This window comes from Bacillus sp. cl95 (assembly GCF_900115925.1).
Classification (GTDB): domain Bacteria; phylum Bacillota; class Bacilli; order Bacillales; family Cytobacillaceae; genus Neobacillus_A.
Map to the genome: position 1 here is coordinate 93,393 of NZ_FOYF01000002.1, position 24,772 is coordinate 118,164.

General features: G+C 38.3%; 23 protein-coding genes. 19 read left to right on the forward strand and 4 right to left on the reverse strand.

The annotated features are described in order from the left end of the window. Nucleotides 1-352 precede the first annotated feature (352 nt). Both BMZ31_RS05750 and megL read left to right on the forward strand, forming a co-directional pair. Nucleotides 353-2,245 (forward strand): sensor domain-containing diguanylate cyclase, encoded by a 1,893-nt coding sequence (locus tag BMZ31_RS05750; protein ID WP_090830781.1) that lies wholly within the window; start codon nt 353-355, stop codon nt 2,243-2,245. 158 nt (nt 2,246-2,403) lie between these two features. After that, nucleotides 2,404-3,591, forward strand: coding sequence for a methionine gamma-lyase (gene megL / locus BMZ31_RS05755; RefSeq protein ID WP_090830782.1), 1,188 nt, complete (start codon nt 2,404-2,406; stop codon nt 3,589-3,591). A 504-nt stretch (nt 3,592-4,095) separates the two neighbouring features. On the opposite strand, the gene BMZ31_RS05760 is transcribed toward megL, so the two are convergent. Beyond that, complete coding sequence (locus BMZ31_RS05760) at nt 4,096-4,575, reverse strand: GAF domain-containing protein (RefSeq protein ID WP_090830783.1); 480 nt, start codon at nt 4,573-4,575, stop codon at nt 4,096-4,098. 173 nt (nt 4,576-4,748) lie between these two features. Here BMZ31_RS05760 and refZ point away from each other — a divergent pair, with 173 nt between their 5' ends. After that, nucleotides 4,749-5,381 (forward strand): forespore capture DNA-binding protein RefZ, encoded by a 633-nt coding sequence (gene refZ / locus BMZ31_RS05765; RefSeq protein WP_090830784.1) that lies wholly within the window; start codon nt 4,749-4,751, stop codon nt 5,379-5,381. Here the strand turns inward: refZ and hisJ are convergent. Continuing rightward, nucleotides 5,368-6,156, reverse strand: a complete 789-nt coding sequence (gene hisJ / locus BMZ31_RS05770; protein WP_090831372.1) for a histidinol-phosphatase HisJ — start codon at nt 6,154-6,156, stop codon at nt 5,368-5,370. The genes refZ and hisJ overlap by 14 nt on opposite strands. A gap of 385 nt (nt 6,157-6,541) precedes the next feature. Between hisJ and ezrA the strand changes: the two genes are divergently transcribed. The 7 genes from ezrA to rarD all read left to right on the forward strand — a co-directional run bounded on the left by ezrA (nt 6,542) and on the right by rarD (nt 15,404). After that, nucleotides 6,542-8,230, forward strand: coding sequence for a septation ring formation regulator EzrA (gene ezrA / locus BMZ31_RS05775; protein ID WP_090830785.1), 1,689 nt, complete (start codon nt 6,542-6,544; stop codon nt 8,228-8,230). A gap of 110 nt (nt 8,231-8,340) precedes the next feature. Then, nucleotides 8,341-9,483 carry a cysteine desulfurase family protein gene (locus BMZ31_RS05780; protein ID WP_090830786.1) on the forward strand — a complete coding sequence of 381 codons (1,143 nt, stop codon included), beginning with the start codon at nt 8,341-8,343 and terminating at the stop codon, nt 9,481-9,483. A gap of 1 nt (nt 9,484) precedes the next feature. Next, a complete protein-coding gene (gene thiI, locus BMZ31_RS05785) occupies nt 9,485-10,690 on the forward strand; it encodes a tRNA uracil 4-sulfurtransferase ThiI (RefSeq protein ID WP_090830787.1) in 1,206 nt (401 codons plus the stop codon). Nucleotides 10,691-10,812: 122 nt separating this feature from the next. Continuing rightward, nucleotides 10,813-11,013, forward strand: coding sequence for an alpha/beta-type small acid-soluble spore protein (locus tag BMZ31_RS05790; protein WP_090830788.1), 201 nt, complete (start codon nt 10,813-10,815; stop codon nt 11,011-11,013). Nucleotides 11,014-11,178: 165 nt separating this feature from the next. Further along, nucleotides 11,179-12,759 carry an acyl-CoA synthetase MbcS gene (locus tag BMZ31_RS05795; RefSeq protein ID WP_090830789.1) on the forward strand — a complete coding sequence of 527 codons (1,581 nt, stop codon included), beginning with the start codon at nt 11,179-11,181 and terminating at the stop codon, nt 12,757-12,759. 111 nt (nt 12,760-12,870) lie between these two features. Next, nucleotides 12,871-14,496 carry an amidohydrolase gene (locus BMZ31_RS05800; RefSeq protein ID WP_090830790.1) on the forward strand — a complete coding sequence of 542 codons (1,626 nt, stop codon included), beginning with the start codon at nt 12,871-12,873 and terminating at the stop codon, nt 14,494-14,496. Between the two features lie 80 nt (nt 14,497-14,576). Continuing rightward, the gene (gene rarD / locus BMZ31_RS05805; RefSeq protein ID WP_368086630.1) at nt 14,577-15,404 is read left to right on the forward strand and encodes an EamA family transporter RarD; all 828 of its coding nucleotides are present in this window, start codon (nt 14,577-14,579) and stop codon (nt 15,402-15,404) included. Nucleotides 15,405-15,524: 120 nt separating this feature from the next. Here the strand turns inward: rarD and BMZ31_RS05810 are convergent, their stop codons facing one another. Further along, nucleotides 15,525-16,325, reverse strand: coding sequence for an NAD kinase (locus BMZ31_RS05810; protein WP_090830791.1), 801 nt, complete (start codon nt 16,323-16,325; stop codon nt 15,525-15,527). 149 nt (nt 16,326-16,474) lie between these two features. On the opposite strand from BMZ31_RS05810, the gene sppA reads away from it, so the two are divergent. The 9 genes from sppA (at nt 16,475) to BMZ31_RS05855 (ending at nt 24,279) form a co-directional block, all read left to right on the forward strand. Next, nucleotides 16,475-17,485 (forward strand): signal peptide peptidase SppA, encoded by a 1,011-nt coding sequence (sppA, locus tag BMZ31_RS05815; RefSeq protein ID WP_090830792.1) that lies wholly within the window; start codon nt 16,475-16,477, stop codon nt 17,483-17,485. 106 nt (nt 17,486-17,591) lie between these two features. After that, nucleotides 17,592-18,038 carry an RDD family protein gene (locus BMZ31_RS05820; protein ID WP_254778692.1) on the forward strand — a complete coding sequence of 149 codons (447 nt, stop codon included), beginning with the start codon at nt 17,592-17,594 and terminating at the stop codon, nt 18,036-18,038. An 82-nt stretch (nt 18,039-18,120) separates the two neighbouring features. After that, nucleotides 18,121-18,816 (forward strand): DUF2953 domain-containing protein, encoded by a 696-nt coding sequence (locus tag BMZ31_RS05825; protein ID WP_090830794.1) that lies wholly within the window; start codon nt 18,121-18,123, stop codon nt 18,814-18,816. 16 nt (nt 18,817-18,832) lie between these two features. Continuing rightward, nucleotides 18,833-19,312: a GerW family sporulation protein gene (ytfJ, locus tag BMZ31_RS05830; protein WP_090830795.1), complete on the forward strand. Its 480-nt coding sequence runs from the start codon at nt 18,833-18,835 to the stop codon at nt 19,310-19,312. A 320-nt stretch (nt 19,313-19,632) separates the two neighbouring features. Then, nucleotides 19,633-20,133, forward strand: coding sequence for a thiol peroxidase (gene tpx, locus BMZ31_RS05835; protein WP_090830796.1), 501 nt, complete (start codon nt 19,633-19,635; stop codon nt 20,131-20,133). A 123-nt stretch (nt 20,134-20,256) separates the two neighbouring features. Further along, nucleotides 20,257-21,243, forward strand: a complete 987-nt coding sequence (locus tag BMZ31_RS05840) for a class I SAM-dependent methyltransferase (RefSeq protein ID WP_090830797.1) — start codon at nt 20,257-20,259, stop codon at nt 21,241-21,243. Nucleotides 21,244-21,630: 387 nt separating this feature from the next. Then, nucleotides 21,631-22,818 carry an acetate kinase gene (locus tag BMZ31_RS05845; RefSeq protein ID WP_090830798.1) on the forward strand — a complete coding sequence of 396 codons (1,188 nt, stop codon included), beginning with the start codon at nt 21,631-21,633 and terminating at the stop codon, nt 22,816-22,818. A 110-nt stretch (nt 22,819-22,928) separates the two neighbouring features. Beyond that, nucleotides 22,929-23,777 carry an EcsC family protein gene (locus tag BMZ31_RS05850; RefSeq protein ID WP_090830799.1) on the forward strand — a complete coding sequence of 283 codons (849 nt, stop codon included), beginning with the start codon at nt 22,929-22,931 and terminating at the stop codon, nt 23,775-23,777. Further along, nucleotides 23,767-24,279, forward strand: a complete 513-nt coding sequence (locus BMZ31_RS05855; RefSeq protein ID WP_090830800.1) for a MogA/MoaB family molybdenum cofactor biosynthesis protein — start codon at nt 23,767-23,769, stop codon at nt 24,277-24,279. The genes BMZ31_RS05850 and BMZ31_RS05855 overlap by 11 nt, the downstream gene beginning before the upstream one ends. Nucleotides 24,280-24,361: 82 nt before the next feature. On the opposite strand, the gene BMZ31_RS05860 is transcribed toward BMZ31_RS05855, so the two are convergent. Then, nucleotides 24,362-24,676, reverse strand: coding sequence for a hypothetical protein (locus BMZ31_RS05860; RefSeq protein WP_090830801.1), 315 nt, complete (start codon nt 24,674-24,676; stop codon nt 24,362-24,364). Nucleotides 24,677-24,772 lie beyond the last annotated feature (96 nt).

Below are 24,772 nucleotides of genomic sequence, written 5' to 3' on the forward strand. Positions count from 1 at the left end.
CATGTACCTTCGCCCTAGCAGCAGAGGGTTACAAGATACACCATCACGAAAAGAGCCATTAGCTCTGGTGAGGAATAAAATGAGACCAAGCATGTGTTCATATAGGCTGCAATATTTTACACAAAGAATATTATATAACTTTAATACTCATTAAGTCAATAGTGTTTCAAAAAAGTAGAGAGAAGACATTTTTTTTCTAATAAAATGTTTAGTATATCCTAAAATAGGAAAAAAATCAGGTGTAATTAGTACTGTATGTGGTAAAATTGTACTTGAACTATTCTAGTTTTTATTTTCAGATATTACAAAAAAAACAGAAAATGAAATAGGATGAAAAACAGGTGATGATGAAATGGTATTGCCAGAATGTGATTTAATAAGGAAACTAAAAAGTTCTTTTTTTGATATATTCAATATTGAAAATGCTCTGTTGGATCAAGAGTCTATCATCAGTCAAATGCTTTTGGCAATTCAAGAAACGCTAAACGTTGATGGAGTCACATTATATAAACATGATTTGTGGAATGGTCATCTCTCCATACAATCATCTACCTTTTATAGAGAAGATTTGAAAATTAAATATAGTCGGACCGAAATGGTACAAATGCAGGAGTCAGTCAGATTCAAAAGGGTTTTTAGGGGAAAACTTCCTATGAAAGGGTTCGATCAAGAAGATTTGGTCTTGGTATTGTCAAAAGACACGATGAATTCGGGTATCATTGCAATACGAGGTGTAAATGGTACGGAAGTAACGGATGAGGATTTGGAAGCAATCGCTGATGAATGTGTACTATTATTGAGAAAAGTACAAAACTTAACCAAGATTGTTATGGAAGAAAAGAGATATCGTCAGCTTTTCCGAGTGACTGAAAAATTCCATTCCTCCATGGATATGGACGCAGTACTTGGGGAGGTAATCAGTACATTACAAGAAGTATATCCGACATTTACATATTATTTATTATTGTCGCAAGATAACCACAATGATAGTGGTTTACCAATCAAGGATCTTGAATACGATAGTGAGAATATTGCTGCTATGCAAGCCTATGTGACAGGTGAGTTTCAATTTGAGGATTCTCTTCATGAAAAGCGTTCGATTCTGTACGCGCCACTAAAAGGTAAACAGGGAGTTTACGGGGTTATGCAAATGATCGCCCCTAATACCCGTGTGTTTCCAAAAGAAGAGGTAGAGTTTATTACTTTACTCGCTTATACAGCAGGAAGCGCCCTTGAAAATGCACAGCTTTATCAGCAGTCAAAAAGGCTCGTATCGGATCTGCAACTTATTAATGAAACATCGCACCGGTTAAACTCTAATCTAAGATTGTCGGAAACCATTCAATTTATGTGTAGTCAAATCCGCCAATCTTTTGATGCCCAAGAAGTAGGATTTATCTTATTATCTGATAAAACAAGGACTCTGAACATCCTTTCAGGATCGACTCCCTTTTTCGAGGAAAAAGAATCCAAGCTCTATGTGAATCATTTAAAAGAAAAGCTGGACCAGGAACTAGACTCTATTTTTATTGGGGATTTTATACTTCAGCAAGATGGAGAACCATTACCTTATCGAGCAGTAATGGCTGTGCCGATGATTCAAGCAGGTATCCTAAATGGATTTACTGTTGTTTTGCACAAGGAACCTTATCATTTCTCATTTGAGACTTTTAAGCTCCTGCAGTCACTTATCCATCATTCAACGCTAGCTTTTGCAAATTCTATCCTAAGAGAAGAACTGGAGAAGATGGTGATTACAGACCATTTGACCAAACTTCACTCTAGGAACTATTTAGATGAGAGGGTCCATCTTTCCATGCAAGAGGACGCTGAAGGAACATTTATATTGATTGATATTGATAATTTTAAAGTCATAAACGATACCTACGGACATCAAACGGGTGATGACGTCATCATTCAAGTTGCAAATCTTATTCACAAAAACATACGCGGGACAGATGTTGGTGCAAGATGGGGTGGAGAAGAATTAGCCATTTATTTACCTAAAATTCCTCTTGATACCGGAGTATCCATTGCACAACGATTGGTGAGTGCAGTCGAAGATAGCACAACACCAAAAGTAACCATTTCTTGTGGTGTTTCGTATTGGACCAAAATAGGCGGCGACTCTGTAAAGAATTTGGTTCGCCGTGCGGACGAAGCGTTATACACAGCAAAAGAAACAGGTAAAAACAAAGTTGTCATTCAAGAAACATTGATAAAGTCTTTTGAAGCACTTACATAAAAGTAGGTGCTTTTTTTGAATCCATCGCCTCATGGTTACATACAGGAAGTCTGTAAGACAAAATACTTTCCAAAATGAAACAATTAACATATGCTGAAAATAAGAGCAATTAAGTTAGTTTTAAAATGTAAGCGCTTGCAAATTTGAGGAGGATAAAAATGGAGGATAACAAAAAACGGTTTGAGACGAAGGTTATTCACACTGGCTATGATTCACAACAATATGATGGAAGTCTAGCTCCACCTATTTTTCAAACTTCTACGTTTACCTTTGAGAGCGCAGAACAGGGGGAACAACGATTTGCTGGAAAGGAATCTGGTTATATTTATTCAAGGCTTGGAAATCCAACTGTTACGATGGTAGAGGAAAGAGTGGCTGCGTTGGAAAATGGTGAAGCTGCTCTTGCGTTTGGCTCGGGTATGGCAGCGGTTTCGGCCATCCTCATTGCCTTGACGAAAGCGGGCGACCATATTCTTTGTTCGCAAGGAGTTTATGGTTGTACTTTCGGCTTACTGCATTTGCTCGATGAAAAATATGGAATTACACACAATTTTTCTACTATGGATTCCAAAGAGCAATTTGCACAACAAATTCAAGAAAATACAGCCTGCATTTATATAGAAACGCCCATAAATCCGACTATGAAACTCGTGGACTTGCAAATGGTTGCAGAGGTAGCCAAAGAGAAAGGCATACCAGTAGTAGTCGATAATACTTTTTGTTCTCCATATTTGCAAAAACCGATTGATCATGGCTGTGATATTGTCATCCATAGTGCCACTAAATATATATGTGGACATGGAGATGTAATCGGAGGTTTTGCTGTAGGCAAGAAAGACTTTATGAAAGAAGTGGCATTTACCACTCAAAAAGATATTGGAGGAGTCATGTCTCCATTCGATGCTTGGCTGCTTCTAAGGGGACTTAAGACATTAGCTGTAAGGATGGACCGCCACTGTGATAATGCTGAGAAAATCTTTGAATACTTGAGATCGCATCCGAAAGTAGAGAAAGTACATTTTCCTGGCGATCACACACATCCTGATTATCATATTAAAGAGAAGCAGATGAACAAATCGGGAGGTTTGATTTCCTTTTCAATCAAAGGTGTCAAGAAGACGGCACAGGAGTTCATGAATGAGCTAAAACTTATAAAGATTGCCGTATCACTAGGAGATGCCGAAACATTAATTCAGCACCCTGCGACAATGACGCATGCGGTGGTGCCTGAAGAAGACCGTATGAGAATGGGAATTGATGACACCTTGCTCCGTTTATCTGTCGGCCTTGAAGCATATGAAGATATTATTGAAGATATTGAACAAGCGTTCGCGAAGATTGCATAAAACATGTTTATTTACACGAAAAAAGACCCGACAACTGTCAGGTCTTTTTCTTTAGATAAGAAATTTAAAAATTAAACGGAGATAGCTGTCTAGCTCAAGCGCCCAGCCAGTTTTCATCTAAGGATATGCTTCTCCGAATATCTTGCGGAGAGCATGACCTTTAGGTGATGCTTGGAGCAGCTCGGGGTTGTTTCCAGAAGCCGAAACAACCTTAATTGTTTTCTAAAGCCAAAACAATTTTGGTCATAAGCCAAATCGCTCCAGAAATCAGGACGGAACGTTTCGGTAGCATAAGCATCGCACGAAGAAAAAGCGTTAGCACAAGGAAAGCTTCCAAGAATTCACATCCCACGAAATGATGCGATAGCATCATGAGGATTTTCGAGGATGAACTGCGCGCTTCGTCTTATGCCTGTCGGGGCTGAACACAAAGGAAAGCTACTTTGAAAAACATCGCAGGCCAAGTGCTCTTAACTTGTGCCGAGGGCGCTTGCGCTTTTCTTTTTACATAGTGGCAACCAAAATCTCGACGATTTCTTCTAGTTTCTTTTGGTCTAGTTCGTCGAAACGATTTTTTTCAGGTGAATCGATATCCAAAACACCTAGTAAGAGTCCATCTTTTACCATAGGAATCACAATTTCGGACTGAGAAGCTGCGTCGCAGGCGATGTGTCCTGGGAATTCATGAACATCTGCAACACGAATCGTCTCCATTTTTTGGGCTGATGTTCCACATACACCTTTTCCGAATGGGATTCGTACGCATGCAGGCAGGCCTTGGAAAGGGCCGAGAACTAAACCATTACCTTCAGTTAAGTAAAAACCTACCCAATTGATGCGATCTAAAAATTGATTTAAAAGGGAAGAGGCGTTGCTTAAATTAGCTATCATATTTGGCTCATCATAAATAAGCGCCTGTAATTGTTTCTTTACTAGTTCAAAGTTTTCCTCGCGGGTCCCACGGTATGATTCGACGTTAAACATCGTTTATCACCTAACTTTCGTTGATTTTAAGTTCTATTTTAGCAAAAATAGTAGAAATGCAGGGGAAAATGACGATAAATTTTCAAAGGAAAATAGTCGACAGTAGCGAACTTGTTTTAAGTATGGCCAAAAAGGATCGAGTTAGAGAATGTTACTTTTAAAGGAGGTTTGACATGCGAAAGAATTGTAAAGATGCAATTGTCGAGGCAGCTATTGCTTTGTTTAATACGAATGGCTATTCTGGGACTTCTATAAGGGATATCGCCGGCAAAGCAAATGTGAATATCGCTAATATTTCTTACCACTTTCATAATAAACAAGGACTGTTAGAGTATTGTTTTACTTATTTCTTTGAACAGTACCTTGCGCATATTGAAGATGGATTTGAATTGCTTGAATTAAGTGCAGCTGCGAGCCTAAAAAGAATTGCTGACAACCTTATTTCCTTTCAATGTCAAAACATCCAATTAACAAGATTTGTATTGAGAGAAGTCTCTCTCGATTCACAATTTGTGAGAGAAATCATGTCTACTTATTTCGCAAAAGAAAAGTATTTCTTTCGCCACATTCTTGAAGTAGGAATAGAAAGGAAGGAATTTCGTTCACATTCCATTCCTTTCATGATTATCCAATTTAAAGGCTTACTGGCGATGCCATTTTTAAATACACAGTATTTGACAGAAGTACTGCATGTGTTCCCTCATGAACGATATTTTGCAGAAAAGTATCTGGAGGAAATGACAGCATGGATTGATGAAACTTTAAATGTTCGCCAATTTCCTAAAATGAAAGCTATAAACGCATAACATTAAGTCCTTGACCAAGGTCTTTTACTTGATGAGAGTCCGATCCATAAACAAGCGGGATTGTGAGGTTCTTAGCTCTTTGAACAACCCATTCAGGAGGATAGGTTTCTCGACATAAAGGTTTTGCCAATCCAGCACCGTTATAGTCGAGTTCATAACCGCCTTCTTTCATGGCAAAAAGAATCTTTGATATTTCATCTGTAAATTCCCTTTCACAAGGGAGTTTTTTTTGGAATTTTTTCACAAGGGTGATGTGTCCTATTCTTTTTGGCTTATATTGGCCCAAGTCGGATAGTATGGATTGAAGGACGGTTGCAAAATATTTTTCATACAACTTTTCAATAGATCCCAGTTGAGTGATAATATGCTGAAAAAGGTCTGGACTATAATCAATGCATTCGTGACCATTGCCTATTTTTAAGAAATGGACAGACAAAATGGCATCGTCAAGCTGATTGCCAAAGGTGTTTAAGAATTCCTTCGTCTCCTTTTCAAAACCTTCGATAAAATCTACTTCCAACCCTCTATTAATGATGATTTGGTCTTTATATTTTTCCTTTATTCGGGCAACTTCCTCTAAATAAGGTTCTAGCTGATCTGGGGCCATGGCGTTATCTTTGGAAGGAATCGGATCTTCGAATCCTATAGGAAGCGGTGCGTGTTCCGTAAAAGAGATTTCCTTAAATCCTAATGATAGTGCTCTTTCTACATATGCCTCAAGAGAATCTTTCGTCCCATGAGGGCAAAAAGCAGTATGAATATGGCCATCTTTCATTAACAATTTTCATTCCTCCAGGTTATTTATTTGATAACGATGATTAATTTCATGTTAGTATGTTAGTTTTAGGTTGGCTATTTCCGTAAACTTGTAGCTATTTAACAAATAGATGGTAGTGGTTGATTTCTGCTCCAGATTTTATAGAGACTTTTGATAAAAAACACTGAAATTTCACTATTAGAATAGACGATAGCTAGAAAAATGTCGTTGTATGAGAATTTCTGCAAAAAAAATTAAATTAATAGTCAAAAAATGTCGGTAACATGGTATCATGGTAACATTGAAATGTACTTATACCAGACTTATAAAGAGAGTTTATCATAAGAATAAATATTAGAATAAATATAAGAATCGATACAGTGTCGAAACAGGGGGCCCCACAATGGAATTTGTCATCGGATTTATTATCCTTTTACTCGCCTTATTTGTAACGGGAGTTGTTATAAAGAAAAAGTATTTTAAAGAAATGGATCGTCTTGAGGCGTGGAAGATCGATTTGACAAATCGCCCTGTTCTCGATGAAATGTCAAAGGTAAAACAACTGAATATGACTGGTCAAACAGAAGAACTGTTTGAACGTTGGCGTCATGAATGGGACGAGGTCGTAACAGTGAAGTTACCCAACCTCGAAGAACTCTTATTTGATGCGGAAGATTATATCGATAAATATCGTTTTAATAAAGCGAAGTCCATTCAGCAAGTAATTGAAGCGAATCTCGCTGAAATCGAGAGCGAGATTCAAAAAATCATTGATGAATTGAATGAACTGGTAGGTAGTGAAGAAAAAAACAGGTTGGAAATCGAAGCCCTTAAAGAACAATACCGTGAATCCAAAAAGAATTTACTTGCTCATCGTCATAGCTTTGGAAAAGCTGAGAAGCAATTGGAGATTCAATTGGAGGATATCATCAGAAAGATTCAAGAATTTGATGAAAAAACGGAAAGCGGCGATTATCTTGAGGCTAGGGAAATTGTTCTAACCATTCAAAATAATCTCGAATCCATCCAATACAAAATGGAGAAAATTCCTGAACTGCTTGTAGAATGTCAAACTCTATTGCCTTCACAAATGGTTGAAGTTAAAGATGGCTTTATTGGAATGGCACAACAAGGTTACTACTTAGAACACATTCAATTAGAAAAAGACCTTCGAGAGCTTGAGGGTAATCTCGTTAAATGTAATGAAAAAATTGAAATGACAGAAATCCACGAAGTAGAAAAAAGTGTTTCGGAAATTAAGGAAGGCATTGACATACTTTATGATTTGCTTGAAAAGGAAGCACTTGCAAAGCAGTTTATTCTTCAGTTTGGAAAGCCGACAATCGATCTGTTGGAGTCTGTACAAATCATTAATGAGAATTTACAAGAAGAATTACTTCAAGTTCAGCAAAGTTATCATTTATCGGATAGTGAATTAGAAGAACTCCATATTCTTGAAAAGCAAGTGACTATATTAGATAAAAAGTTACTTGTTCTAGAAGAAAAGCTAGAAAGTAATGAAACAGCTAGTTCATTATTAAGCGAAGAGTTAAAAGAAGTTAAAGATGAACTGGAATCGATTCGTGTAGGTCAAACAAGATATGCAGAAAAATTAATGGCATTAAGGAAAGATGAAATTTTGGCTAGAGAGAAGATTAAGGAACTCAGCCGAAAAGTAACCGAAACCTCAAGGTTGGTAACGAAGAGCAATATACCTGGGTTACCTGATGACTATAAATATCTATTCCAAGACAGTCATGAAAGCATTCAAAATGTAATCGCTAAGCTAGAAGAAAAGCCGCTCGATATTTATGCGGTGCAACAGTATCTTGAAATTGCTGTGATGACAATTGAGAAGCTGACAAGTATGACCAGTGAATTAGTTGAAAATGTGATTCTTGCAGAGAAAGTAATACAATACGGAAACCGATATCGCAGCAAGTACCCTTCTGTAGCTAAAGGACTTTTAGAAGCAGAGAAATCATTTAGAAGTTACGATTACCGTACCGCTTTAGAGCAAGCTGCAACATCCATTGAGGAAATCGATCCAAATGCAATAAAGAAAATCGAAGCAATCCTCTCTGAAAAATAATTCAAGCATCGCGATCCGTCCAATGAGTGGACGGATCGTTTTTCGCTTTTCTTTAGTGATATGTTAATATTTAATTTTACAAGGACGGTTTAACATCAAAGGAGACACTGATGATTTATTTTGATAATAGTGCTACGACAAAACCATATGACGAAGTCCTTCATTCATTTATGAAGGTTGCAAGTGAATACTTTGGCAATCCTTCTTCCCTTCATGCATTAGGAGGTCAAGCCGAGAAGTTACTGAACCAGGCTAGGGGACAGATTGCAGAATTACTAGATGTCCAGTCGAGTGAAATTTACTTTACGTCTGGTGGAACAGAAAGCAATAATTTAGCAATTAAGGGCGGAGCACTTTTCTATAAGAAAAGGGGACGTCATCTAATTACAACAAGCATTGAACATCCTTCGGTGAAAGCTGCGATGGCACAACTTGAGCAAGAAGGATTTGAAGTAACCTATTTGCCTGTATCCTCAGATGGCAAAGTAAGCGTTGAGGACGTAGAGAAAGCGATTAGAAAAGATACGGTTCTCATTTCCATCATCCATGTCAACAATGAAGTAGGAACGATTCAGCCAATTGAAGAAATAGGGAAGTTGCTGGGGAATTATCCTAAAATCCTGTTCCATGTCGATCATGTTCAAGGAATTGGAAAAGTACCCTTACAATTAAAATCTTCTCGAGTGGATTTATGCTCATTTTCAGCTCATAAGTTTCACGGACTTAAAGGCACCGGCCTTTTGTATATGAAAAATGGCATTCATTTGGCCCCTCTTTTTTCCGGAGGTAATCAGGAAAATAAACTGAGAAGCGGGACCGAAAATGTTGCTGGTGCCGTATCAATGGCGAAAGCACTTAGAATGGTACTTGAAAGACAGAACCAATATGGTGAAAGAATACAAGAGATTAAATCAATTGTAAGAGATGAAATTGGACGATTACATAATGCAGTGATAAATACACCTGAACACCATTCGGCACCGCATATTTTGAACTTTTCGTTTCCAGGTGTGAAACCGGAAGTGATTGTACATGCCCTTGGACAACAGAACATTTTTGTTTCGACAACGAGTGCCTGTTCTTCCAAAACAAAAAAGCCGAGTCCAACCTTACTGGCTATGGGGAAATCGCCAAAAATCGCTGAAAGCTCAATCCGAATAAGCTTTTCCTATGATAATCATAAGAGTGAAGCAGTGAAGTTCCTAACCTGTCTAAAACAAGCAGTAAATAAAGTAAGTGAGGTAATCAACTAATATGAATTATGACCGTATACTGATCCGTTATGGAGAAATTTCAACAAAGGGTAGAAATCGCAATCGATTTATTGAAAAGCTGAGAAAGAGTGTATCAACCGCACTTGAAGACTTTTCTAAAATAAAGATAGAAGCCAATAGGGATAGAATGTATATTTTGCTAAACGGTGAAGATGGGGAGAGCATGATTCCCCATTTGAAAGAAATCTTTGGAATCCAATCGTTTAGTCCAGCGGTGAAGGTTGAAAAAGATGTTGAAAAGATGAAGGAAGCAGCTCTGGCACTATTTAAGAAAGTATACAAAGAAGGGCAGACATTCAAGATTTCTGCAAAAAGGGCGGACCGTACGTTTCCCCTTGATACGGATGAAATCAATCATACTTTTGGAGCTCATTTGCTCAAAAATACTGAAGGTCTCAAAGTGAAAGTCAAAAATCCAGATATTAATCTTCAAATTGAGATTCGAGAAGAGGCTGCATACCTTTCCTGCGAAACAATTATGGGGGCAGGCGGGCTTCCGGCCGCATCAAGCAGTAAGGCGATGCTCATGCTATCTGGAGGTATCGACAGTCCTGTTGCCGGATATTTTGCCATGAAACGAGGCTTGGAAATCGAAGCTGTCCATTTCTTTAGTCCTCCTTATACAAGCGAAAGAGCCAAACAGAAGGTCATTGACCTCACTGAAAAACTGGCTGAAATAAGCGGATTAGTGAAACTGCACATTGTACCTTTTACTGCATTGCAGGAACTCGTACAAAAACAAGTCCCTGAAAACTATACAATGACAACAACAAGAAGATTAATGCTTAGAGTAACAGATGAATTGCGCAAAAAGAATAACGGGTTAGCCATTATCACGGGTGAAAGTCTTGGACAAGTGGCGAGTCAGACTTTAGAAAGTATGTATGCAATCAATGAAGTGACAAATACGCCTATCTTGAGACCCTTAATTACGATGGATAAGCCGGATATCATGAAAATTGCCAAGGAAATTGGGACGCTTGATATTTCCAACCAACCATTTGAAGATTGTTGTACCATCTTTGTTCCCGCAGCACCAAAGACAAAGCCGAAGCGTGAAAAAGTAAACAGGTTCGAAAGCTTTGTGGATTTTGATTCATTGATTGAAAAAGCGGTGGAAGAAACGACTGTATTGACGATTAAACGGAAGAAGAATGAACCTAAACCTTTTGATGATTTATTTTAAAGAAAATCATCAGAATTTAATACCTTTTTAAATGTAAATTTTTTGTGAACAATTACCAATTTTTTTATTGAATGAAGCCATGTGATTTTACACAATCTATACTCACAAGGAGGTGAAATCACATGGCAAACAACAGCTCAAATCAATTAGTAGTACCTGGTGTACAACAAGCTCTTGATCAAATGAAGTATGAAATTGCTTCTGAATTTGGAGTTCAACTTGGAGCAGACGCTACAGCTCGTGCAAACGGATCTGTAGGTGGTGAAATCACTAAGCGTCTAGTTCAAATGGCTGAACAACAATTAGGCGGTTATGCTCGCTAATAAAAATATATAATATGGCTACAGAGGACGGGGTTAAACCCGCCCTCTTATTTTTTGGTAAAATGTTTTTAATCTTTAAAATATTTGATGTATAATAAAAATTGATTTAAAAATTACATGTCCAATCATTTTTACCAAAAATAATGTCTTTTGAGGGGGAGCCGTATGAAAAGGGAAGAGTTAATTGCACCGGAGAAATACAATCTTGTATCAGAAGTAGAGCGTTTTGCTGTAAATGAAGAAAAGCTAGCATTACTTTGGGAAAATGAAAATGGAGATAAAAAAGATATTACATATGCTCAGTTATTAAAAAATGTGAATAAAACTGGAAACGCTTTCTTGGGAAATGGTCTTCAAAAAGGGGATGTCGTGCTTGTTATTGTGCCTAGACTAATTGAAGCGTACCAAATATATCTTGCTGCCTTAAAGAGTGGACTTGTCGTAATTCCTAGTTCCGAGCTATTAAGAACCAAGGATCTTCAATATCGTATTACTCACGGTGGAGTAAAAGCGATTATCAGTCACGATCCATACGTTGGGCAATTCGAAGAAGTAGATGAAGCGAAAGATATTCTAAAATTCGTTGTTGGAAAAGAAAAAGAAGGCTGGATCCATCTTGATACTGAAGTAGAATCACAATCGGATGTATTGGAAGTGGCTGATACAAATCGAGATGATATGGCATTCTTATCTTATACTTCAGGAACAACTGGAAATCCGAAAGGTGTTGTACATACTCACGGTTGGGCATATGCACATTTAAGAACGGCTGCAAGCAACTGGTTAGGAATAGAGGAAGGGGATACTGTTTGGGCAACAGCAGGTCCTGGATGGCAAAAGTGGATTTGGAGTCCATTCTTGTCTGTACTCGGTTCCGGTGCAACTGGACTAGTGTATAACGGGAAATTTGAACCTAAAACGTATCTTGGGTTAATAGAGCGGTATAATGTCAATGTTTTATGCTGCACGCCAACAGAATACAGATTAATGGCAAAAGCAGATAACCTTCAAGACTATAAGCTCCCGAACTTGCATAGTGCTGTTTCTGCTGGTGAACCACTAAACAGAGAAGTAATTGAGACGTTCAAAAAGTACTTTAATGTAGATGTTCGCGATGGTTATGGTCAGACAGAAAATACATTGTTAGTTGGTATTACAAAAGGAATGGAACTTAAGCCTGGTTCCATGGGCAAACCGACGCCTGGAAATCGTGTTGAAATCATTAATGAAGAAGGACAGGTTTGCGCTCCTGGAGAAGTAGGAGATATCGCTGTTCATGCTGAAACGCCAGCATTATTCAAAAATTACTATAAAGATCCTGAACGAACTGCCATGCAGTTCAGAGGGGAATATTATGTAACGGGTGATAAAGCGAAAAAGGACGAAGAGGGATATTTCTGGTTTGAAGGACGTGGAGACGATATCATCATCAGTTCAGGATATACGATCGGTCCATTTGAGGTAGAAGACGCGTTGGTCAAGCATCCTTTTGTAAAAGAATGTGCAGTAGTAGCAAGTCCTGATGAAATTCGCGGAAATGTCGTAAAAGCATTTATTGTATTGCGCGAAGAGGTTGATGCTAATCACCCTGATTTGGTGAAGACTTTACAGGACCATGTAAAGGAATTAACGGCACCATATAAATACCCTCGTAAGATTGAATTCTTAGAGGAATTGCCAAAAACCACTTCTGGTAAAATTCGCCGTATTGAGTTAAGACAAAAAGAACTTGCTACGGTAAAATAAGAGGGACAGCGAAAGTGCTGAGTACGAAGCTAAATAATTTTTGGTAAAAATAATATCAAATGCAGACGGATATCCGTCTGCATTTTCATTGCGATAAAGGGAGTGGAGAATATGGGGAAACTTTGGTTTGGCGGAAATATCTATACGCTTGCTCAAGAAAATGACAAAGTTGAGGCTGTTTTTACGGAAAAAGGATTGATTCAAGCTATAGGAACGAAATCAAAGTTGGAACGAGAATTTGAAGAACTAATTTCTGAGGTCATTGATTTAGAGGGAAAAACAATGCTACCAGGGTTCGTTGATAGCCATATTCATTTAATAGGTCATGGTGAAGCTCTCATCAGGCTTGATCTTTCAAATTGTCTCTCTAAAGAAGAGGTTTTTCAAAAGGTAAGTGCATACTCTGAAAACCTGGATGAGGGTGAATGGCTTATTGGTGAGGGATGGAATGACAATCTTTGGGAAGATAAACAACCGATAAGCTGTCGAGAAATAGATGAAGTGTGTCCAAATCATCCTGTATTACTGAAACGGACCTGTCGTCATGCGAGTGTAGTAAATTCGATTGCAATGCAACTGGCGAAGGTTACGGAAGAAACGATTTGTCCATCTGGTGGAGTTCTTGAGAAAGATAAAGAAGGAAGATTAACTGGTGTGTTCAAGGAACAAGCTCAAGAACTTATCACATCATTCCTACCATCCGCCACTAATGCCTACTTGCATAGAGCTATGACAGCGGCAGTCGTTGATTTACATCGCATGGGCGTTACCGGTGTACATACAGAGGATCTAAATTATTATGGAAGTTACCAAAATACAATGACTACTTTTAAAAATGTAATTGGTAAAGAAGGTATGAGGCTAAGAGCGCACTTGCTCGTACATCATGGTGTCATTGAGGAATCAGTTAGCGATGGGCATCAATATTTATCTGGAGATGAATGGATCGAATACGGAGCTATGAAAATATTCGCCGATGGTTCATTAGGAGGAAGAACAGCATTATTGAGCCATCCCTATCATGATGACCCAACCACAAACGGTGTGGCTATTTTTAGCCAGGAGCAGCTTTCAGCTTTAGTCGCTAAAGCAAGAAGTTATAAATTGCCTGTTGCCATTCACGCAATAGGGGATTTGGCTTTTGAATATGCATTGAATGCAATTGAGAATCATCCGTTAAAAGGGGACGGAAGAGATCGACTCATCCATGCGCAAATCCTTCGTAAGGAGCTGATTGAAAGGGCGAAGAAGCTTCCACTTATTTTGGACTTGCAGCCAGGTTTTCTATCATCAGATTTTCCATGGGTAATTGAGCGGGTTGGACTAGAAAACATGGAATGCAACTACGCATGGAAAACTTTGGTGGATTCAGGTATTCCTTGTGCAGGTGGATCTGACTCACCAATTGAACCAGCCAATCCTTTACTGGGAATTCATGCAGCTGTCACCCGTACGAAATGGGGAGAGGAAGAAGGAGCTGTATACATTCCTGAAGAAAAACTGACTGTTTATGAAGCGGTTAGTTTATATACAAAAGGAAGTGCCTATGCAGCCTGTCATGAGAATGATCGTGGAATGATTGCGCTAGGTTTTCTTGCTGATTTTACAGTATTAGAGCAAGATATTTTTAAGGTGGAAAATAGCAATATTCCGGGCATAGCTACCTCGATGACAATTGTTGGTGAAGAAATTGTTTTTCATAACGCGCCTACTTTTTCCGAAGCCAGCATAAAGTAAAACGCATATTTTTTGTGCATTTCCCCCTCTTGACAGTATCCTGTATAATTATTTCGAGACTAGAAAGAATTGGGGATACGATGATGGAAAATAATGAAATGAAGATCGGAGCGATATATGCCGGTTTTTCTTATTTATTATGGGGGATATTACCTGTTTATTGGAAATTTTTAGATCATGTTGGTTCAGAAGAAATCCTCGCAAACCGGATTTTTTGGTCATTTATTTTTATGTTCTTCCTTTTGGCTGTTTCTGGAAAATGGAGAGCGTTGTCGCAGAATCTAAAAGAATTAGTTGGGAATAAGAAGCGTTTATTTGCGCTGACTGCTGCCTCCTTATTGATTAGTACAAATTGGTTCCTATATATTTGGGCGGTAAATACAGATCAGATGATTGAAGCAAGTCTGGGGTATTATATCAATCCGCTAGTTAGCGTACTACTTGGAATGATGGTTCTAAAGGAAAAACTATCGAAGATACAATATTTTTCTTTTGGCCTTGCAGCTATAGGTGTTTGCATTATTGCCTTTTCATATGGGAGATTTCCATGGATTGCTATCACTCTTGCAGTCTCCTTTGGATTATATGGTCTAGCCAAAAAGCTATTAAAAGTAGATTCAGAGATTGGTTTAACGATGGAAACAATGGTAGTTACCCCTATTGCCATCGGTTATCTTGTCTTCTTGACTTCAAACGGTACTAACGCATGGCTAAACGAAGGAATAGATACACTGCTGCTTCTAGTAGGAGCAGGGGCGGCAACAGCTGTACCATTGCTTTATTTTGCAAAAGGCGCTCAACGCATACCATTATCCATGCTTGGTTTTTTGCAATATATTGCGCCAACGTTAACACTTTTACTGGGAATCTTTGTTTCAGTGAACATTTTATGGGATTGCAGTTATTAGCCTTCATTTTCATTTGGAGTGCACTAACCATATATTCACTCTCCAAAACAAAGCTCTTTGCAGCAAAAACACTAAAAGAAAGCTGAACGTCGATCTAAGTGACGTTCAGCTTTTACTTTTCTATAGAAAAGTTCTTTTCACTTTTTCCCAAAAGGAGTTGTCTTTTAGTTTAACGGTCTTAATTTTTTGACCACTAAGTCGGACGCTTACTTTTTCAACATGTTGAATGCTTAAGGCTTCATTATCCATGCCCATTGTTGGATGATCGTTTCCATCTTGAACCATCTTTAATGTAAGAGTGCGGTCTTCACTTAAGATAAATGGTGAACCTAACGTTCTATATAAGTTGTTGTTAACCGAAGCTAGTTCACTCACCTGCATGCATGCAAGCATTGGGTCTACAACAGAGCCGTTTACTGATTTATTGTAAGCTGTACTGCCAGTAGGTGTCGCTACAATCATGCCGTCACCACGAAACGTTTCAAAATGAAGAGAATCAATGAAAACATCAATCACAAAGGTTTTGATTATAGCTGAACGAATACTAAATTCGTTCAAACAATAAAACTTAGTTTCATCGTCCACTGTTACCTCGATCGTTGGATAGCGTCGTACTTCTATTTGTTCATTTGTCATAGCTTCTATCATTTTTGAAGTATCATTAATATGGAAATCACAATACATGCTTAAGTTTCCGGTAGTTGAAATGCCAGCGTACAAACAATCCTCACGGAAGCCTGATTTTCTCACAGCTTGAAGAAATGTCCCATCATCGCCGACACTTACAATAATATTGGCTTCACGGTAATCTTTAACGACTGAAAATCCATACCTGTTTGCTAAATCGTAAAGAGGTGCCACAGTTGCAAGCATTTCAGCGTCCTTCTTATGGTAAAAAAATAGATTGCGTCGATTTGGCATCCTTCATTCCTCCATCCAGTTATGCAACGAATTTTTAGTACATCCTCCATTTGTTTGGTAAACTAATGGGGATAAATTAAGTTTAGCATGTTTTTGAAACATTTTGAAAGTAAGGACGTATTAATACAGACAAAGAAGGGGGAACAAAAATGAATGGAAAACGTTGGGCAGCTTTAGGGATAGCTGCAGGATTGTTTTTAGTATCAATACTGATCAACTTTTTATCAGCTTTTGCGATCAAAGATGCAGAATCCACTTTTACAGACATGTTTGAAGTAAGTGACGAAATGTTTGTGGAAGAAGTCATTGAAGAAGGCTCAGGAATGGAGAAAATCGCAGTATTAGATGTGAATGGTGTCATTCAGGATACGGGTGATGTGGGTTCGTTCTTTGAAAGTCCAGCATATAACCATAAAACCTTTATGGAAAGGCTCGAGTATGTGAAAGATGATGACTCAGTTAAAGGGATTATCATTAGAGTTAATTCACCTGGTGGCGGAGTCGTAGAAAGTGCAGAGATCCATGCAAAGCTCAAAGAAATTCAGAAAGAAACTAAGAAACCAATCTACATATCAATGGGTTCAATGGCAGCTTCTGGAGGTTACTATATTTCTGCCCCAGCAGATAAGATTTTTGCTAGTCCAGAAACATTGACTGGCTCATTAGGTGTCATTATGCATGGGATGAACTACGCAGGACTTGCGGAGAAGTATGGCGTCGACTTTGTAACAATCAAGAGTGGACCGTATAAAGACATTATGAGCCCGACAAGAGAAATGACAGAAGAAGAGCGTAAGATTTTACAGTCGATGATTGATAATTCATATGGAGGCTTTGTTAAAGTCATTTCCGAAGGTCGTGACCTTTCTGTTGAGCAAGTGAAAAAAATTGCTGATGGTCGCATTTATGATGGCCGCCAAGCTAAAGAACTCGATCTAATTGATGACTTTGGGTACTTAGAAGATGTGATTGAAAAGATGAAAAAAGATCATAAATTAAAGAATGCACAGGTTGTAAAATATACAGAAAACATGGGATTTGGCTCTCTATTTAGCATGGGAGCGCAAAAGATGATGGGAGAAGATTTAGAAATGGCTGGTTTAATGAAGCTGCTATCTCATCCTAATTCGCCACGTCTCATGTATCTATACGCTGAATAAGGAGGCTTGCAGCATGGATAGAAATGAAACGTCCATTGACCAACATATTGTAAGCGAGCCTCACCATGATGTATCTGACATCCATTCAGAACCTGATTTCTCACAAATGAGTGTCAGAGAGGAATTTCATGCTCCGCTTCCAATAAGATACGCGGGGTTTTGGATGCGTTTTTGGGCTTATTTACTGGATTTAATTGTTGTAGGCAGTATTGACCGGATCATTATTAACCCTTTATTTCGATTTTTAGATATCTCATTATACGAATTCAACATGTTGGCTCCTATTTCAGTGGCGACAGCTATTACCTTTTACTTGTATTTTGTGTTGATGACGAAGTTTTTCGGTCAGACGCTGGGGAAAATGTTATTCGGTTTGAGAGTTGTAAACCTTTCAGGAGATAAGCTTTCATGGGGAACGATTCTTTTTAGAGAATGGATTGGCAGATTTATCTCATCAACGGTAGTAGTAGGTTATATTATCGTAGCCTTCCTTCCCAAAAAACAAGGATTACATGATATTTTCGTCGATACATCGGTCATTCATGAAGAATAGAAAAATAAACCTATCCAATCAGGATAGGTTTATTTTTTTTGTTTTCAGGCGAAAATAGTAGGCTGAAAGGTTGTGAACGGTAATGAAGTGGCTGATCCTTGCGCTAGTAATCCTATTGTTCCTTCTCCTAGTTATTGTTGTTACGAAAATATCGATGAAAGTAAGCTACCAGCATGCTAAAGACAATGATCACCTGAAGCTAGAATTTAAGGCTTGGATGGGGTTACTCAGGTATAAACTGGATGTACCGCTTATCAAATTTGATGACAACTCACCTACGATTGTTGTGAAAGAAAAAGTCCAAAAAGGCCAGCAAGAAAAAACAACTTCAGAAGATACAAAGCAGTTCTCAGCGCGTGATCTTGTAAATGGGGTTCACGATACAAAAGAAATGCTTGTCCATGTTTTTGGACTACATAAAATTATTCGGAAATTTCTTAAGAAGGTTTCTGTTCGGAAAATTGAATGGCAATCTGTCGTTGGACTTGGGGAAGCATCACATACCGCAATGATCGCAGGCGCATTATGGGCAATTAAAGGCAGTTTGCTAGGTTTGATCAGCCACTATTTTAGACTCAAAGATATGCCCAATATAGTCATACATCCTCAATTTCAAATGACGATATCTCAAACTCGCTTTTCATGTATTTTTGAGTTTCGTATCGGGCATGCTATTGTGGTAGGTTTAAAATTGTTTAAGTTTTGGAAAGGCGGACGTCCGAATTTCAAAACAAAACCATTGTCTGTCATGTCAAATGACAAATCAAAATCCGTTTGAGTAGGAGGCAACTGTAATGTCAGATCATCCAATTCAAGGTCTCATGACAACTGCCATGGAAAGCCTGAAAGAAATGATAGACGTAAATACAATCATAGGCGATCCGGTCGAAACCCCTGATGGTAGCGTCATATTAACCGTATCAAAAGTAGGATTTGGTTTCGCCGCTGGTGGAAGTGAATTTGTTCTTGATGGCACACCTTCAGGTGGTGGGGGAGAGCAAGGTCAGAAAAAGGGTCATCCTTTTGGAGGAGGTAGTGGTGGAGGAGTCTCTATCACGCCAATTGCATTTTTAATCGTTAATTCACATGGTGTAAAAATGCTACATCTGGATGAAAGTACCCATCTTTTCGAAAAGATTTTAGATTTGGCACCTCAAGCAGTTGAAAAAATGCAACATATGTTTTCTAAAAAGGATCAGGGTGGAAACAATCAATCTCATCAAAACAGCCGTCCAGAGCCAAATCACTATCCAAAACAAGATCTTGATTTTTAAAAAGCAGAAGCTGACTCGCCAGCTGTTTGAGTCAGCTTTTTTATTTGCGGTTTATCTTAGTGTCTAACTATGGGCACTTCCGCTTTTCTGATTGTCTAGCTTCAGGCGCCATCGGCTCGAAGTTGTTTCCTAATTCCGAAACAACCTTGGTCATAAGCCATTCGCTTCGGAAGGCAAAGAACGCCTTCTGCCAGCGCTCGTCTTATGCTTGTCGCCGATAAGCAGGCGCCTTCCGCTTTTCTAGTACAAATCAATTGCAAAAAAGATTCTGAAAAGATATGATTTACACTGTACATACGAACTCAAGGAGGATGAAAGCAATGGCATCTATTACTTTTAAAGGAAATCCAGTAACATTGTTAGGAAATGAAGTGAAAGTAGGAGATAAAGCTCCTAACTTTACAGTATTGGCTAACGACATGTCAGCAGTAACTTTAGAAAACACAAAAGGTCAAGTACGATTAATTACTTCTGTTCCTTCTATCGATACGGGTGTTTGTGACGCTGAAACACGCCGTTTTAACGAAGAATCTTCAAAACTAGATAATGTAAAAATTCTAACAGTGAGTGTGGATCTTCCATTTGCTCAAAAGCGCTGGTGTGCGGCTGCTGGAATTGAAAACGTTCAAACTCTATCTGACCACAGAGAATTATCATTCGGAGAAGCTTATGGAGTTGCGATCAAGGAACTTCGCTTACTTGCTCGTGCAGTATTCGTAGTTGACTCTAGCGACACAGTTACATATGTGGAATATGTAAGTGAAGCAACTGAGCATCCAAACTATGAAGCAGCTGTAGAAGCAGCTAAACAAGCAAAATAAACTTAAATGACATTAAAAGGTTCCTTTTCTGGGGCCTTTTATTTTTTTGAGGTCATTCGCTTGTGAAAGACAACCAACCTCGCTAAAATGAGTGAGTAAGAGAAACGAACGGGAGGAAGAAAAATGAAAATCTCTCCGGTAGAACAATTGTTTACCGTACTTAATGAGACTGCTCTAGTCTTACAAGAAGAGTTGTCTTGTACATATCTTGAAGCATTGGCGGAAACAGGTGAAAATCTGTTCCATAACTCTATCCTACAGGAAGAGTTAAGTGAGTTAACGGTAAAGAGACTTCAAAAGCAGTATGAAGAAGTACCGCTTGCAAAGTTTTCAAAAGAAGAACTTCGTAAAGCATTTCAGCTTGTCATTCTAAAGGGGATGAAAGAGAATGTCCAACCAAATCACCAAATGACCCCTGATGCTGTCGGAATGTTAGTGGCATACTTAGTTGGCAAGTTTGTTAAAGCTTCTTCTTTTAAAATACTTGATCCGGCAGTTGGCACAGGTAACTTATTAACCACTGTCCTTAATCAGCTTTCTGATAAACAAATTGAATCCATTGGGATTGAAGTGGACGATCTTCTAATCAAACTGGCATATATTAATGCAAACTTGCAGGAGCATCCTATTGAATTATTCAATCAAGATAGTCTTGAACCGTTGTTTGTAGCTCCATCTGACGTAGTGGTGAGTGATTTACCAGTAGGTTATTATCCAAATGATGTGAGAGCAGAAGACTATGAATTGAAAGCAGATAAAGGCCACTCCTTTGCCCACCATTTGTTTATTGAACAATCCGTTCGTCATACAAAGCCAAGCGGATATTTATTCTTTGTGATTCCAAATGGGCTATTTGAAAGTGAACAAGCAGGCAAACTAAGAGAATTCTTAAAGAATCATGTGATTGTTCAAGGAATTCTTCAGCTGCCGCAATCGATGTTCAAGAACAAAAATGCAGCAAAGAGTATATTCATTCTTCAAAAGAAGGGTGAAGGTGTAGAAGCTCCTAAAGAAGCATTACTAGCAAATCTTCCATCGCTATCGAATGCTTTGGAAATGGACAAGATGCTAAGAAAAATTGATAAGTGGCATTCAGATAATAAGAAGTAGCTATGGTTCCGATACATTAAAGTGTATCGGTTCTTTTTTTGGGGAAATGGATATAAAAAATTGGTTATGTTAAAGGACATTGTTAATTTTCTGTACTTTGTTGACCGGAGCGGAAATTGACAGGAAAGTATTACAAAGCTAAAAAATTTAAAAATCAACTCATTTAAAGCCAAAAGTTGAATTGTATGAATAGTGAAAGTATCTGAATATATTTACATTTAATTGAAAACGGTACCATGTGATTATATACCTTGAAATGTCGAGAATACAGTGTTTAAATTGGGAATTGAGAGAAAAAAAACAGATTGTTATGTGCAAAATAAATTTGTACGAGATCTTCATAAATATAATTTTTGACTTTTTTATAAAAAGGGGCGCTAGAAAATTATGAGTAAAATCATTGCAATTAATGCCGGCAGTTCATCTTTGAAATTTCAATTGTTTGAAATGCCAAGCGAAGAAGTTATTACAAAAGGTCTAATCGAGCGAATCGGTCTGAGCGACGCTGTATTCAATATCACTGTTAACGGTGAAAAAGTAAAAGAAATCACTGATATTCCAGATCACGCTGTTGCCGTAAAACTTCTTTTAGATAAGTTGACGAGCGCTGGAATCATTAAGTCACTTGATGAGATCAATGGAATTGGTCACCGTGTAGTGCATGGCGGTGAAGAATTTGACGATTCTATTCTCATTAATGATGAAGTTCTTGCTAAAATTGAAGCTTTGTCTGAACTAGCTCCACTTCACAACCCGGCAAATATTACAGGGATCAAAGCTTTCCAACAAGTACTTCCAAACGTACCTGCTGTTGCAGTATTCGATACGGCATTCCACCAAACTATGCCAGAAAGTTCATTCCTTTATAGCTTACCTTACGAGTACTATGAAAAATACGGAATCCGTAAGTATGGTTTCCACGGTACTTCTCACAAGTATGTGTCAGAGAGAACGGCTGAATTGTTAGGCCGCCCGGTTGAGCAACTAAGATTAATTTCTTGTCACTTAGGTAATGGTGCAAGTATCGCAGCAATCGAAGGTGGTAAATCCATCGATACGTCTATGGGATTCACTCCACTTGCTGGTGTAACAATGGGAACACGTTCAGGAAATATTGACCCTGCTCTTATTCCATTTATTATGGAGAAAACAGGAATGACAGCTGATGGTGTTCTTGATGTTTTAAACAAAAAGAGCGGAATGTTAGGTGTATCAGGTTTTTCAAGCGATCTTCGTGACATTGAAGTTGAAGCTGAAAAAGGGAATGACCGTGCAGAATTGGCTTTAGAGGTTTTTGCAAATCGCATTCATAAATATATTGGGTCTTATGCATCTCGTATGTGTGGTGTTGATGCTATCGTGTTCACTGCAGGTATTGGTGAAAACAGCGATGTTATCAGAGAGAGAGTCCTAAATGGACTTGAATTCATGGGCGTTTACTGGGATCCAGCATTAAATAAAGTAAGAGGCGAGGAAGCATTTATTAACTATCCTCACTCACCAGTTAAGGTATTGATTGTTCCGACAAACGAAGAGGTCATGATCGCACGTGACGTTGTGCGCTTGGCACAATAACATATCAAAAAGGCAAAGGTTGCTTTCATGCACCTTTGCCTTTTTATATTCTTTTACTTTGATATGCTATACTGTAAGAAAAAGTATACTTTTGTCAGGAGGGTAACCCCGTGCCATTTACTGATCGTGAATTGAAAGTGTATGAAGAGATTAAAGACTGGGAAAGTAGACTCTTGAGCTATGAGCCAAATGATTTTCAACTTACATATGAAAAATATTTAGAGAATGCCTTTTCTTTATTACCTGATGAAACACAAAAACAATTTTTTACCTTAGTTGATAGTTGGATGTTCCATTTACACGCGATTATTCAGGGGTCACAATTGCAACTAGATGCAAAACAAAGAGTCCTGACTGCGGGTAGGATTTTTAGTCAAGATATTGAAAAGATTGAGGATATGCGAAAGCTTGAAATTGATCAACTTCAATATATTGCTCAACAGCAGATTGCCAGACATCGCCTCTATTCTTTTACACAAGGCGGGTTAGCAGGAACAGGCGGAGCACTATTGTTAGGGATGGACATTCCTGCAATGGCGGTGATAAATTTGCGTGCTGTTCAGCTCATTGCCATGACATATGGGTTTGAAGTGAATACTCCTTACGAAATGATGACATCCTTAAAAGTCTTCCATACAGCAACTTTGCCACAACGTCTACAAAAACAAGGATGGGAAACATTAACTACTGAAATTGAAAACGTGAGCGGCACTTATTTTTATGAAGGTAATGAAGAATTGACAGATGTGACCTGGGTGGAACAACCTGTCCAACAATTGCTTAAGGCAATGGTAATTACGATTTTTAGAAAAAAAATGGTGCAAGGTATCCCACTAGTTAGTATGGCTATCGGGGCAGGTGCGAATTATCAACTAACAAGAAAAGTTACTGATTTTGCCCATCATTACTATAAACTTCGTTACCTTTCCGACAAGGGAGATGGACCTCTTGAGTATTGATGAACACAAGCGGGAAACTCCTGAAGAAATAAGATTCAAGGTTATCACAGTAAGTGATACGAGGGACAAAGAAACCGATAAAAGTGGCCGTCTAATGATTCAATTGCTTGAACAATCAGGTCATGCTATGGCTGATTATGTTATTGTCAAAGACGAACAAGAAGCCATAAGAGCAGAGATTATCAGTGGTTGTAATAGAGAAGACATAGATGTTGTGTTAACGAACGGCGGAACGGGAATTGCGAAACGTGACGTTACGATTGAAACCATTCAACAACTACTTGAAAAGGAAATTGTCGGGTTCGGTGAATTGTTTCGATTCTTGAGTTATCAGGAGGATATCGGTTCAGCAGCCATACTATCCCGTGCCATTGCAGGTGTATTGAATAATACAGCTATTTTTGCCACACCTGGGTCCACTGGGGCAGTTAAGCTAGCGATGACTCGCCTCATTCTGCCTGAACTAGGACACGTTGTAAAAGAATTACGAAAAGATTTGTAAAATGAAAAGACGCCATTCCTAACTAATCCAGGAAGGGCGTCTTTTCATTTTTGGGACATAAAGAAATCATACTTTTCGATTATTATTGATGCATCTTCTCCGTAACCCCTTGATTGGCACGATACCAAAGCCAAAGTTCGTTGATGACCGATGCGTGATCAGCGATTTCTGTATTCAATTGGCAAGAACGAGGAAAATCGCTTTCGACAGACAGCTTTGCTTGTTTGTGGTTAATAATTTGTTCGATATCATGAATACGATCAGGAATTGTACCGCGAATTTTCTCCCATTTAAAAAGAATCTCCTGCTGAACATCTATTGCTAATTCACTAAATTCAATATTCAAATCAGGCAATGGAATGCCTAGTCGAGAATCATAAATGAAGTATTCATCCATAGTTTAGTGCCTCCGAAAATTCATAGTTATCTTATTTTACTATATTATGAAAAAGCTTTCACGGACTTTGTATTTTCTTTTATTAGATAGATGGAA

Bases quoted from the DNA above. Each gene is read 5' to 3' on its own strand.
- BMZ31_RS05750 (WP_090830781.1), top strand. From the start codon at position 353: ATGGTATTGCCAGAATGTGATTTAATAAGGAAACTAAAAAGTTCTTTT.
- megL (WP_090830782.1), top strand. From the start codon at position 2,404: ATGGAGGATAACAAAAAACGGTTTGAGACGAAGGTTATTCACACTGGC.
- BMZ31_RS05760 (WP_090830783.1), bottom strand. From the start codon at position 4,575: ATGTTTAACGTCGAATCATACCGTGGGACCCGCGAGGAAAACTTTGAA.
- refZ (WP_090830784.1), top strand. From the start codon at position 4,749: ATGCGAAAGAATTGTAAAGATGCAATTGTCGAGGCAGCTATTGCTTTG.
- hisJ (WP_090831372.1), bottom strand. From the start codon at position 6,156: ATGAAAGATGGCCATATTCATACTGCTTTTTGCCCTCATGGGACGAAA.
- ezrA (WP_090830785.1), top strand. From the start codon at position 6,542: ATGGAATTTGTCATCGGATTTATTATCCTTTTACTCGCCTTATTTGTA.
- BMZ31_RS05780 (WP_090830786.1), top strand. From the start codon at position 8,341: ATGATTTATTTTGATAATAGTGCTACGACAAAACCATATGACGAAGTC.
- thiI (WP_090830787.1), top strand. From the start codon at position 9,485: ATGAATTATGACCGTATACTGATCCGTTATGGAGAAATTTCAACAAAG.
- BMZ31_RS05790 (WP_090830788.1), top strand. From the start codon at position 10,813: ATGGCAAACAACAGCTCAAATCAATTAGTAGTACCTGGTGTACAACAA.
- BMZ31_RS05795 (WP_090830789.1), top strand. From the start codon at position 11,179: ATGAAAAGGGAAGAGTTAATTGCACCGGAGAAATACAATCTTGTATCA.
- BMZ31_RS05800 (WP_090830790.1), top strand. From the start codon at position 12,871: ATGGGGAAACTTTGGTTTGGCGGAAATATCTATACGCTTGCTCAAGAA.
- rarD (WP_368086630.1), top strand. From the start codon at position 14,577: ATGATGGAAAATAATGAAATGAAGATCGGAGCGATATATGCCGGTTTT.
- BMZ31_RS05810 (WP_090830791.1), bottom strand. From the start codon at position 16,325: ATGCCAAATCGACGCAATCTATTTTTTTACCATAAGAAGGACGCTGAA.
- sppA (WP_090830792.1), top strand. From the start codon at position 16,475: ATGAATGGAAAACGTTGGGCAGCTTTAGGGATAGCTGCAGGATTGTTT.
- BMZ31_RS05820 (WP_254778692.1), top strand. From the start codon at position 17,592: ATGAGTGTCAGAGAGGAATTTCATGCTCCGCTTCCAATAAGATACGCG.
- BMZ31_RS05825 (WP_090830794.1), top strand. From the start codon at position 18,121: ATGAAGTGGCTGATCCTTGCGCTAGTAATCCTATTGTTCCTTCTCCTA.
- ytfJ (WP_090830795.1), top strand. From the start codon at position 18,833: ATGTCAGATCATCCAATTCAAGGTCTCATGACAACTGCCATGGAAAGC.
- tpx (WP_090830796.1), top strand. From the start codon at position 19,633: ATGGCATCTATTACTTTTAAAGGAAATCCAGTAACATTGTTAGGAAAT.
- BMZ31_RS05840 (WP_090830797.1), top strand. From the start codon at position 20,257: ATGAAAATCTCTCCGGTAGAACAATTGTTTACCGTACTTAATGAGACT.
- BMZ31_RS05845 (WP_090830798.1), top strand. From the start codon at position 21,631: ATGAGTAAAATCATTGCAATTAATGCCGGCAGTTCATCTTTGAAATTT.
- BMZ31_RS05860 (WP_090830801.1), bottom strand. From the start codon at position 24,676: ATGGATGAATACTTCATTTATGATTCTCGACTAGGCATTCCATTGCCT.